The 11,310-nt window shown below is 62.9% G+C and carries 12 protein-coding genes; 9 read left to right on the top strand and 3 right to left on the bottom strand.

The window, feature by feature from the left end; all coding sequences use genetic code 11:
- The 8 genes from AB4Z11_RS09730 to AB4Z11_RS09695 form a co-directional block, all read left to right on the top strand.
- The coding region (locus AB4Z11_RS09730; RefSeq protein ID WP_442024848.1) for a heavy metal translocating P-type ATPase at nucleotides 1-1,123 on the top strand (1,123 nt) is incomplete at its 5' end.
- Nucleotides 1,102-1,245, top strand: coding sequence for a cbb3-type cytochrome oxidase assembly protein CcoS (gene ccoS, locus AB4Z11_RS09725; protein ID WP_442024846.1), 144 nt, complete (start codon nucleotides 1,102-1,104; stop codon nucleotides 1,243-1,245). The genes AB4Z11_RS09730 and ccoS, both read left to right, overlap by 22 nt.
- A gap of 103 nt (nucleotides 1,246-1,348) precedes the next feature.
- Complete coding sequence (ccoN, locus tag AB4Z11_RS09720; protein WP_442024844.1) at nucleotides 1,349-2,764, top strand: cytochrome-c oxidase, cbb3-type subunit I; 1,416 nt, start codon at nucleotides 1,349-1,351, stop codon at nucleotides 2,762-2,764.
- Nucleotides 2,765-2,776: 12 nt separating this feature from the next.
- Nucleotides 2,777-3,391, top strand: a complete 615-nt coding sequence (gene ccoO, locus AB4Z11_RS09715) for a cytochrome-c oxidase, cbb3-type subunit II (RefSeq protein WP_442024842.1) — start codon at nucleotides 2,777-2,779, stop codon at nucleotides 3,389-3,391.
- A 1-nt stretch (nucleotide 3,392) separates the two neighbouring features.
- Nucleotides 3,393-3,551, top strand: coding sequence for a cbb3-type cytochrome oxidase subunit 3 (locus tag AB4Z11_RS09710; protein ID WP_442024840.1), 159 nt, complete (start codon nucleotides 3,393-3,395; stop codon nucleotides 3,549-3,551).
- On the top strand, nucleotides 3,544-4,476 hold the full coding sequence (ccoP, locus tag AB4Z11_RS09705; RefSeq protein WP_442024838.1) for a cytochrome-c oxidase, cbb3-type subunit III: 933 nt from the start codon (nucleotides 3,544-3,546) through the stop codon (nucleotides 4,474-4,476). Before AB4Z11_RS09710 ends, ccoP begins: the two co-directional genes overlap by 8 nt.
- On the top strand, nucleotides 4,473-5,825 hold the full coding sequence (gene ccoG / locus AB4Z11_RS09700; RefSeq protein ID WP_442024836.1) for a cytochrome c oxidase accessory protein CcoG: 1,353 nt from the start codon (nucleotides 4,473-4,475) through the stop codon (nucleotides 5,823-5,825). Before ccoP ends, ccoG begins: the two co-directional genes overlap by 4 nt.
- A gap of 10 nt (nucleotides 5,826-5,835) precedes the next feature.
- A complete protein-coding gene (locus AB4Z11_RS09695) occupies nucleotides 5,836-6,336 on the top strand; it encodes a FixH family protein (RefSeq protein ID WP_442024834.1) in 501 nt (166 codons plus the stop codon).
- Here the strand turns inward: AB4Z11_RS09695 and AB4Z11_RS09690 are convergent.
- Nucleotides 6,308-6,826, bottom strand: coding sequence for an RNA polymerase sigma factor (locus AB4Z11_RS09690; RefSeq protein WP_442024832.1), 519 nt, complete (start codon nucleotides 6,824-6,826; stop codon nucleotides 6,308-6,310). The genes AB4Z11_RS09695 and AB4Z11_RS09690 overlap by 29 nt on opposite strands.
- A complete protein-coding gene (locus AB4Z11_RS09685) occupies nucleotides 6,813-7,037 on the bottom strand; it encodes a YgaP family membrane protein (RefSeq protein ID WP_442024830.1) in 225 nt (74 codons plus the stop codon). The genes AB4Z11_RS09690 and AB4Z11_RS09685 overlap by 14 nt, the downstream gene beginning before the upstream one ends.
- Before the next feature lie 161 nt (nucleotides 7,038-7,198).
- On the opposite strand from AB4Z11_RS09685, the gene AB4Z11_RS09680 reads away from it, so the two are divergent.
- Nucleotides 7,199-10,270, top strand: coding sequence for a response regulator (locus AB4Z11_RS09680; RefSeq protein WP_442024828.1), 3,072 nt, complete (start codon nucleotides 7,199-7,201; stop codon nucleotides 10,268-10,270).
- A 101-nt stretch (nucleotides 10,271-10,371) separates the two neighbouring features.
- Here AB4Z11_RS09680 and AB4Z11_RS09675 read toward each other — a convergent pair.
- Nucleotides 10,372-11,310, bottom strand: a 939-nt coding sequence (locus tag AB4Z11_RS09675) for a GlxA family transcriptional regulator (RefSeq protein ID WP_442024826.1), incomplete at its 5' end; no start/stop codon positions are given.

Genomic DNA, 11,310 nt, shown 5'->3' with positions numbered 1-11,310 from the left:
GCGTCCAGCTGTGCAACGCATTGAGCCTGCGCCGGGCGTCAGCGTGGACGACTGCCTGCGCATCGCAATGGCGCTGGAATCCGGCAGCGCCCRTCCCATCGCCCGCGCGATCCTCGCTGCCGGCAACGCACGCCGCAACGGCGTGCCACCAGCGACACAGCCAGCCGCAAATAGGGCGGCGACCGGCCAAAGTGCCGCGCATCGCGCCGCGCCGGAGGCTGCACGGGGTACGGTGTCGGCGTCGGCGTCGGCTTCGGCTTCGGCTTCGGCTTCGGCTTCCACGGCCATGATAGYCAGCGGGCTGCGCGAGCTGCCGGGCGAGGGGCTGGAGGCGATCGTCGATGGACGGCGCTACCGCATCGGCAGCGGCAATTTCGTAGCCGCTATTGCCGGCTTGTCCGACGCTGACGGGCTCGCGGGCGCGGCGATGCGGAGCGTGGCGGCGCGCGGCAGCGCCGTGTCCGTCGAAGACGCAAGTGTTGCGGCAAGCATGGCGGGTGATGGACCGGGGAGCGGCACGAGCGTCTGGCTGGCTGCTGAAGGGCGCTGGCTTGCGCGGTTCATTATTGCTGATGCGCTGCGGCCGCAAGCGAAGGACGTGGTCGATGCCTTCCGCGCGCGCGGCAAAAAGGTCATTCTGCTAAGTGGCGACGAGCCCGCGCTGGCAGATGCGGTCGCGCGGCAGCTTTGGCTGCTGCAAGGCCACGGCGGCTACCTGCCGGGGCAGAAGCTCGAATTTGTGCAGGCGCTGCAAGCTAAAGGTGCGGTCGTCGCCATGGTCGGCGATGGCATCAACGACGCGGCAGTGTTGAGCGCGGCTGATGTTTCCTTCGCCATGGGCAGCGGCGCCGCGCTGGCGCAAGCCCATGCCGACTGCGTGCTGCTTAACTCGAACATCGGCCTCCTCGCGCAAACGGCGGACATGGCAACAAAGACAATGCGCGTGATCCGGCAAAACCTCGCCTGGGCTACGCTCTACAACATCATTGCAATCCCGGCAGCGGCCCTGGGAATGCTGAATCCCTGGCTATCCGGCGTGGGCATGGCCGTCAGCTCCGCCATCGTCATCATCAATGCGCTACGCCTGCGCAGGAGCACATCATGGAAGCCCTCTACCTTTTGATTCCCCTCAGCGTGCTGCTGGTCTTCGGCGCGCTGTGGCTATTTTTCGTCGCGTCCGATGACGGCCAGTTCGACGATCTGTCCGGCCCTGCATTGCGCATTCTGCAAGACGACGATGCCTGATCCAAGCCCACTTGGGCAATCTTGATCCAGGTCAAGGAAATTGGCCGCCTCTCTCGCTACCCTTTGACATATCTCATCAAAGTGCTTCCGGGGGAACCTCAAAGTGGATCAATACAACTACAAGATCGTGAAGCAGTTCGCGATCGCAACGGTAGTGTGGGGCATCGTCGGCATGCTGGTTGGCGTGATCATCGCCGCCCAGCTGGCCTGGCCCGAACTCAATCTGGACATACCGTGGCTGACTTATGGCCGCCTGCGTCCGTTGCATACCAATGCCGTGATTTTCGCTTTCGGCATCAGCGGCCTGTTTGCGACGTCCTACTACGTCGTGCAGCGTACCTGCCAGGTGCGCCTGTTCTCGGACAAGCTGGCCGCCTTCACCTTCTGGGGCTGGCAAGCGGTGATCCTGAGCGCGGTCGTGACGCTGCCGATGGGCCTCACCCGCGGCAAGGAATACGCTGAACTGGAATGGCCGATCACCATCCTGATCGCCCTGGTGTGGGTGGCCTACGCCACGGTCTTCTTCGGCACCATCATCAAGCGCAAGGTCAAGCACATCTACGTTGCGAACTGGTTCTTCGGCGGCTACATCCTCGCCGTGACCATCCTGCACGTGGTGAACGGCATGAGCATGCCGGCAACGCTGACCAAGTCCTACTCGATATACAGCGGCGTGCAGGACGCGATGATCCAGTGGTGGTATGGCCACAATGCGGTGGGCTTCATCCTGACCGCAGGCTATCTGGGCATGGTGTACTACTTCATTCCGAAACAGGCCGAACGCCCTGTGTATTCGTACCGCCTGTCGATCGTGCACTTCTGGGCGCTGATCTTCACTTACATGTGGGCCGGCCCGCACCACCTGCACTACACCGCGCTGCCTGACTGGACCCAGTCGCTCGGCATGGTGTTCTCCCTGATCCTGCTGGCGCCGAGCTGGGGCGGCATGATCAACGGCATCATGACCCTGTCCGGCGCATGGCACAAGCTGCGCTCCGACCCGATCCTGAAGTTCATGATCGTTTCGCTGTCCTTCTACGGTATCGCCACCTTCGAAGGGCCAATGATGTCGATCAAAACCATCAACGCGCTGTCGCACTACACCGACTGGGGCATCGCCCACGTGCACGGCGGCGCGCTGGGCTGGGTGGGCTTCATCACCATGGGCTCGATCTACTACCTGATTCCGCGCCTTGCCGGACAGACCAGGATGTACAGCGTGAAGCTGATCGACGTGCACTTCTGGGTCGCCACCATCGGCATCGTGCTGTACATCGCCGCAATGTGGATTGCCGGTGTGATGCAAGGCCTGATGTGGCGCGCAGTGAATCCGGACGGCACCCTGACCTATGCCTTCGTGGAAGGCGTGAAGGCCACTTATCCCTACTACGTGGTGCGTTTCCTGGGCGGCGTGCTGTACCTCTCCGGCATGTGCATCATGGCTTACAACAGCTGGATGACCCTGCGCGGAAACAAGACCGCTACGGCCCGTATCCCTGACATGAGCCTGGCGGCATAAAGGAGCAAGAGCATGAAGTTTTCGCATGAATGGATTGAGAAGAACCCCTGGTTGCTGATCGTGCTGGTCACGCTGGTGGTATCGGTTGGCGGCGCGGTGGAGATCATTCCGCTGTTCTTCCAGAAATCGACCACCGAGCCGGTGGCTGGCCTGAAGCCCTACTCCGCGCTGCGCCTGACGGGCCGCGACATCTATGTGCGTGAAGGCTGCTACAACTGCCACTCGCAGATGATCCGCCCCTTCCGCGCCGAGACCGAACGTTACGGCCACTATTCGGTAGCGGGCGAGTTCGTGTACGACCGCCCGTTCCAGTGGGGTTCCAAGCGCACCGGCCCGGACCTGGCGCGCGTGGGTGGTCGCTACAGCGACGAATGGCACAAGACGCACCTGAACAATCCGCGTGATGTGGTGCCGGAATCGAATATGCCGGCCTATCCGTGGCTGTCGCAGACCAAGCTGGCTCCCGAAGACGTGGTGCCGAAAATGAAGGCTCTGAAGCGCCTGGGCGATCCCTACACGGATGCGGACATCGCCGCCGCTCCCGCGCAGCTGGCCAACAAAACAGAAGAAGACGCCCTGATCGCCTACCTGCAAGGCCTGGGCACACTGATCAAATCGAGGAACTGAGATGGAAGCAATTTTCAGCACCGCCAGCAGCGTCATGACGGTCGTATCCTTCGCGACCTTCGTTGGCATCTTGTGGTGGGCATGCGCGCGCCGCAACCAGGCCGACTTCGCCCAGGCCGCCAATCTGCCTTTCGCGGACGAGGAGAAGGACCATGGCTGATTTCACCAGCGATTTCTGGAATATCTATGTGGCCGTGCTCACTATCCTGGGCATCGTGGGCTGCGCCGTGCTGCTGTGGAGCCAGTCCACGCACAAGGTCAGCGCGCTCAAATCGGTGGACGGCCATGTCGGCACCACCGGCCATATCTGGGACGAAGACCTGACCGAACTGAATACGCCGATGCCGCGCTGGTGGATGTGGCTGTTCTGTCTGACCATCGTGTTCGCCATCGGCTACCTGGTGCTGTATCCGGGCCTGGGCAGCTACGCCGGTACGCTGGGCTGGAAATCCACTGCGCAGTACAAGGACGAACTGGCAAAGGCCGACGCGCAATACGGCCCGCTGTTCGCCAATTTCCAGAAGCAGGACCTGCGTGCTGTCGCAGCCGATCCGCAAGCGCACGCCATGGGCGAGCGTTTGTTCCTGACTTACTGCGCGCAGTGCCACGGCTCCGATGCGCGCGGCAGCAAGGGTTTCCCCAACCTGACCGACAAGGACTGGCTGCACGGCGGCGCACCTGAAACCATCAAGGAAACCATCATGAAGGGCCGCCACGGCGTGATGCCATCGATGGCGGCTGCTGTCGGATCGGACAAGGATGTGGAAAACGTCGCGCATTATGTGCTGAGCCTTTCCGGCAGCACTTCCGATCCGATCAAGACCGCCTTCGGCAAAGACAAGTTCGGCGCCTGCATGGCTTGCCACGGCGCCGGTGGCGCCGGCAATCAGGCACTCGGCGCACCGCGGCTGAACGACAAGATCTGGCTGTATGGAGGCAGTGTCGAAACCATTATGGAAACCATCAACAAAGGCCGTGACAACACAATGCCCGCCTTCGGCGACTTCCTCGGCGAAGGCAAGGTGCATGTGCTGGCCGCTTATGTATGGAGCTTGTCGAATCCCCCGGCAGTCGCAGCGAAATGAATGCCCCCGAACCAAAAGTCATCAAGATGTACGCCGCGCGGGAGGACATCTACCCGCGCGAAATCAAGGGCCGCTATACCTCGCTGCGCTGGCTCTGCCWGTGGCTGACGCAGCTGGTGTTCTACGGCTTTGCGTGGTTGACGTGGAACGGCCGGCAGGCCTTGCTCTTCGATCTGGCCACGCGCAAGTTCTATATCTTCGGCCTGGTTCTGTGGCCACAGGACTTCATCTACCTGGCCGCCTTGCTGATCGCCTGCGCCTGGGGTTTGTTCCTCGTTACGGCAGTGGCGGGACGCGTCTGGTGTGGCTACTCCTGCCCGCAGACGGTGTACACCGAGATGTTCCTGTGGATCGAGCGCAAATTCGAAGGCCAGCGCAGCGCGCAGATGCGCTTGAAGAAATCGCCCTGGAACGTTGACAAGATCTGGCGCAAGGGCGGCAAACACGCCGCCTGGCTGGCCCTGGCGCTGTGGACCGGCTTCACCTTCGTCGGCTATTTCACCCCCATCCGCTCGCTGGCGCATGAAGCGCTGACGCTGAATTTTGGTCCATGGGAATGGTTCTGGGTCGGCTTCTACAGCCTGGCCACCTACGGCAACGCCGGCTGGCTGCGCGAGCAGGTGTGCAAATACATGTGCCCCTACGCCCGCTTCCAGAGCGCCATGTTCGACCGCGATACGCTGATCATTACCTACGACGAAAAGCGCGGCGAGCCGCGTGGCCGCGACACCCCAGGCAGCTGCATCGATTGCTCGCTGTGCGTCCAGGTATGCCCGACCGGCATCGATATCCGCAAGGGCCTTCAGTACGAATGCATCGGCTGCGCTGCCTGCATCGACGCCTGCGACATCGTGATGGACAAGATCGAGCAGCCGCGTGGCCTGATACGCTACGACACCGACCGCGCCATGCACGGCGGCGGCCATGCCCGCCTGCTGCGCCCTCGCGTAATCATCTACACCACGGCGCTGACCTTGTTCGTGACGGCCGTCTTCACCACGCTGTGGCTGCGCACCCCGTTGAAAGTGGACGTGATCCGCGACCGCGGTTCCATGGGCCGCGAGGTGGAAGACGGGATGATCGAGAACGTCTACCGCTTGCAAGTGATGAATACTTCCGAGCAGGCCCACAACTACCGCATTCGGGCGACCGGCATCGATTCGCTGGCCGTGGTGACGGAAGATGTGGTGCAGGTCAAGGCCACCGAAACGCTGGCGGTCCCGGTGCGCCTGCGCATGAAGCATGGCGCGGCGGATCACGGATCGCACAAGATCAGCTTCGAACTGACGGCAACGGACGATCCAGCGCTTTCGGTCAAGGAAAACGCGGTCTTCATTGTGCCGCGCTAAGGAGGACATCATGCATTGGTATCAACAGCGCTGGCCGTGGTTCCTGATGGCCGGGCCCGCGGTCGCAATTGGCGCGTGCAGCTATATGAGCTATCTGGCCTTCGCGCATCAGGATGCGCTGGTGGTCGGCGACTACTACAAGCAGGGCAAGGCCATCAACCAGGACTTGCGGCGTGACCGCGCCGCGGCCTCGCTGGGCCTGAGCGCCACGCTGCGTTACGACGCGGCGGAAGGCCTGCTGCGCGGGCAAGTGAATTCGGCCTCACTGCTGCCGCAGCAAGTGCTCACGGTACGCCTGGCGCATGCCACGCAGCCGGAGCGCGATGTGCAGCTGCTGGTGCGTCCGGACACGGACGGCCGCTTTGGTATCCCGCTACCCATGCTGGAACGCTCGCGCTGGCAGGTGCTGATCGAGAGCGAACGGCGCGACTGGCGCATGGCAGGCGAGTGGCAATGGCCGGCGGAGCGCGAAGTGCGCATCGTTACCCGACCAGATACTCCCGCGCCATAGCGCGTGCGCGATGCAGGCGGCTCTTCGCGGCGGCCACCGTGATTCCCAGTTCCTGGGCGATTTCGTCCATGCTCATCTCTTCGAAGTCGCGCAAGAGAACCACCTGCAGGTAATCGCGCGGCAGCGATTCCAGTGCGCGTATCAGTTCAACGCGCAGTCCGGCGTTGTCGTGCGCGGCCAGCCACTGCTCGGCGCGTTCATCGTCCCACGGGTCCCAGCCGGTGGTGACGCGCGTCAGGCGATGGCATTCGCGCTGCACCACTTTGAACAGCCAGCCCGAAAAGGCGGCCAGCACGCGCAGCGACGACAGCCTGCGCGACAGTACCAGCAGCACCTCCTGCACGGCGTCGTCCACATCGCTGATCAGGCAGGAGCGCTGGGCATAGCGGCGGATATCCGGCTGGCACAGGGCCATCAGCTGTTCCAGGGCAGCCGGATCGCCGCCGTGTGCGGCTTGCAGTACGGGCTGATGCTGGTCAGAGAGCGCCATTCGCCTTCCTTGCCTTGTCGAGGCGGCGTCCGACCAGCGCGCAGGCCGGGCAGAAGCCGAACAGGCCGGAGGCCACGATGCCTGCCGCAGACAAGGCGATGATCGCGCCCCAGGTGCCGCCCAGCGCCAACAGGCTCCAGGCCACAACGGCGAGGCCCACGATCACGCGCAACACGCGCTCCCAGCCTGGTACATTTTTAACGTAGAACATTTTGCAATCCTTTTGCTTGGTAGAGGACGTCCCTCAGCTACTAAGAGGCGCGCTTTGGCCAAAAGGATTCGCGGGGTTCGAAATTTTTTTCGCACGGCATTTACTTGCTAATGGCTGTTAATGATAGGACAATTTCCCAGCACCCCAGCCCTAAGGAAAACATGAAGCCTATCGGGATTAAAGTGAAGGTCGCTCTCGCCACCAGCGTCACGTCTCTCGTGATGATCGCCCTGGTGACAGCGCTGCAGACCCAGCGCATGCGCGAGGACTTCACCAAGGTGCTGTTCGACCAGCAAACTGCCCTGATCAACCGCACCGCCGAGGAGCTGGACGACAAGCTCACCATGCTGCTGGAGATCATCGCGATGTCGGCGCGCCGCCAGCCGCTGTCCATCGTTCATGATCCTACCGCTTTACGCGCTTATTATCAGGATCGTGCTGTTCTTGCCCTGTTCGACGACGTGCTGGTGCTCGATGCGCAGGGCAAGGTCATTGCGGATGCGCCGGAAATCAAGGGCCGCGTTGGCGTGAGCGCCAGCGACCGCGCCTATTTCAAGAAGGTGATGGAAACCAAGCGCCCCCTCATCGCGGAGCCTCTGCTGGGCCGCGCGGGCGGCCAGCCCATCGTGCAGATGGTGGCGCCGGTGCTGGACGAAAAGGGCGAGGTGCAAGCCGTGCTGATCGGTGTGCTGCGCCTGTTCAAGGACAATCTCCTCGGCCACCTGCGCAATGCGAAAGTCGGCCGTACGGGCTACTACTTCGCTGTCACGCGCAGCCAACCGTCGATCTATGTGCTGCATCCCGATCCTCTGCGCCTGCTGAAGCCACGGCCGACCAATGCCAATCCTGCCACCACGCGCGCGTTGCAGGGTTTCGAAGGAACGATCATCAGCGTCAACAGCCTTGGCGTGCGGGCACTCACCAGTTACAAAATGCTGCGTTCGACGGACTGGGTGCTGGCAGCGTCGCTGCCGGTGGAGGAAGCGTTCGAGCCTTTCGATGGGTTGTTGTGGTGGGTGGCTTTGTGGGGCCTTGCCGCTTCGATCGTCGCCGCGCTGCTGATTGGCTGGATCACCCTGCATCTGATGGAGCCGCTGGGCCGCTTGCGCAAATCCATCCATGCGCTACGCCGCCAACCGGAACGCTTCACGCCAATTGCCGTTACGACTCAGGATGAAATCGGCGAGCTGACCGGCTCCTTCAACGAATTGATGGAAGAGCGCCTGGCCGCCGAACACGAGCTGCAGCGCGCCCGGGACAAGGCGGAAGCGGCCAATCGCGCCAAGAGCGACTTCGTGGCCAATATGAGCCACGAAATTCGCACGCCCATGAATGCGGTGCTGGGCATGGCCTACCTGCTTGGAAATACCTCGTTGACGACGCAGCAGCGCAAATACCTGAACATGATCCGCACTTCCGGCCAGTCGCTGCTGGGCATCCTGAACGATGTGCTGGACTTCTCGAAGATCGAAGCACGGCGCATGGAGATTTCGCCGATCGACTTCGATCTGGACGAGACCATGGGCACGCTGGCCACCACCATGACCATGAGCGCAGGCGAAAAGGAACTGGAGCTGGCCATCGTGGTGAACCCGGACGTGCCTACGCTGCTGCATGGCGATGCGCTGCGCCTTCAGCAGATCCTGGTGAACCTGGCAGGCAATGCGATCAAGTTCACCGAGCAGGGCGAGGTCGTGGTGGCCGTGCGCACGACGGCGCGGGCAGAGAACCGCGTGCTACAGTGCTTTGAAGTGCGCGATACCGGCATCGGCATGACCGAGCAGCAGCAGACGCAGTTGTTCAGCGCTTTCTCGCAGGGTGACGAAAGCATCACGCGCCGCTTTGGCGGCACCGGCCTTGGCCTGGCCATCACCAAGCGCCTGATCGAGATGATGGGCGGGCAGATCGAACTTAAGACAGAGGAAGGCAAGGGCAGTGTCTTCTCGTTTGAACTGTGGTTCGATGTGCTGGGCGAGAAGGGCGACTCGCGGCGGCAGCCGATGCTTGGGCCGCTGTCCGTGCTGGTGGCGGACGATAACAAAACCAGCCGCGAGATGGTCGTGCAATTGCTGCGCGCCTGGGGCTGGGATGCGGATGAAGTGGATTCCGGCGGCGCGGCCGTGCGCATGTTCCGCGAACGCCTGTCCGGGCCGCGGCCTTACGATGTCGTGCTGGCGGATTGGCATATGCCGGGCATGGACGGACTGGCGACCGCCAAAACCATACGCCATGCGGCAGAGGGCCACAAGCAGCCCATCGTGGTCATGGTGAATGCCTTTGCGCGCGATCAGGTCGATGCGATTGCCGGTGCACCGGAGGCGGACGTGGTGCTGATCAAGCCAATCACCAGTTCCAGCCTGTTCGATGCGCTGCACCAGGCGCTCAGTACCAGTTCCAGTGAGGACCCGGCTGGCAACGGCGCCGGCATCGTCGGCCGCCTGAAGGGCGTGCACTTCCTTTTGGTAGAAGACAATCTGCTGAATCAGGCCGTAGCGCGCGGCATTCTCGAACATGCGGGCGCCACGCTGGATGTGGTGGGCGATGGCCAGCAAGCGGTCGATCTGCTGCGCAGCAGCGCCAGCCGCTATGACGTTGTGCTGATGGATATGCAGATGCCCGTGCTGGATGGTTTCAGTGCGACGCGCCTGATTCGCGATGAACTCAAGTTGTCGCTGCCCGTGATTGCGATGACGGCCGGCGTGCTGGCAGCGGAGCGCAACCGCTGCGAGGAGGCGGGGGTTTCCGATTTCATCGCCAAGCCGGTGGTGGTGGAAGAGATGATGGCCGTCATCGAGCGCAATCTGCCGCGGCGCGAGCGCCCCGTGCTGCGCGCGGTGCCTTCCTCGCCGGCGCCTGTGGATAACGAGCCGGTTTTCAACATGGACAGTCTGATGAAAGTCATGGGCAAGGATGCCAAGGGCCGTGCGGTGATGTTCAAGATGGTGCGCGGCGCGCTGGAGAATGGCTTGCAGCCGGCCGATGATGCGGATCAGGCCTTGCGCGAAGGGCGCGCTGCTGATGCGGGCAAAATCTTCCACGGCTTGCGCGGCGCGGTGGGCGTGCTGGGGGCGAAGCGCCTGGTGCGGGCGACGCTTGAAGCGGAAGCGGCCATCAAGGAAGGCGCGACGGCGTCATTACCGCCGCTGTTTGCGGCCGTGCGCCGCGAGCTGGAGCAAGTCCTCGACCAGGGCCGCGCATGGCTCGAACGCGAAGAGAAGGTCGAAGCGCCATAGCCGGTCCGCACCAGCGTGGCGGGCACGCGACAGGCAATGTGCGGCGAGGGGCCGAGCGGCGCGGCAAGTGGCGGCTACCCGCAGCGTGGGAATGCGATAGGTCAGGCGGCGGAGGCTTCGCGGGCGGCGCGGCGGATGGCCTGGGGTGGCTGGCCGTAGGCGCGGACGAAGGCGCGGCGCATGCGTTCGGGATCGGCGAAGCCGCTTTCGCGTGCCACGACTTCGATCGAATGGTTGCCCGCTTCGATCATCGCGCGTGCCGCTTCAACACGCAGCACTTCGATCGCACGCGCTGGCGACTGTCCCGTCTCGATGCGGAAGGTGCGGCTGAACTGGCGCCGGCTCAGATGCGCCGCATCGGCCAATTCGTCCACCGACAAAGGCTTGCGCAAATTCTGCTTGGCGTAGCTTAAAGCCTGCTGGATGCGATCCGACTTGGGCTCCAGCTCCAGCAAAGCCGAAAACTGCGACTGTCCGCCGCTGCGGCGGTGATACACCACCATCTTGCGCGCGATCTGGCGCGACATCTCCACACCCTGGTCCTCCTCCACCAGCGCCAGRCACAGATCGATGCAGGCCGTCATACCGGCGGAGCTCCAGAATTTGCCATCCTTGATGAAAATGCGGTCCTCCTCCACGCGCGCCTTGGGGTACATGCGCTGCAGATCGCGTGCATTGCCCCAGTGCGTGGTCACCCGGCGCCCATCCAGCAAGCCCGCCYCGCCGAGGAAGAACGCCCCGGTGCAAATGCTGGCCGCGCGGCGCGATGCCAGGCTCGCTTCGCGCAGGAAGTCCACAAACGCCTGCGGTGAACGAATCAGTTCCATCGCGCCGGCGACCATGATGGTGTCGAAATCATGGCGGTCAAACGGCTCCGTCGCCACCGGCACGCCGGAAGAACTCACCACATTCCCGCCATATTCGGAAAGCAGCGACACCTCATACAGACGCCTGCCCGCCTGTTCATTGGCCAGCTCAAAAATCGTCGTGACAACCAGGTCCAGGACCTGAAAGCGAGGAAAAACCAGAATACCGATGCG

Source organism: Pseudoduganella sp. RAF53_2, assembly GCF_052113985.1.
Lineage (GTDB): Bacteria > Pseudomonadota > Gammaproteobacteria > Burkholderiales > Burkholderiaceae_D > Rugamonas.
This window is presented reverse-complemented; position numbering and strand designations above follow the sequence as displayed.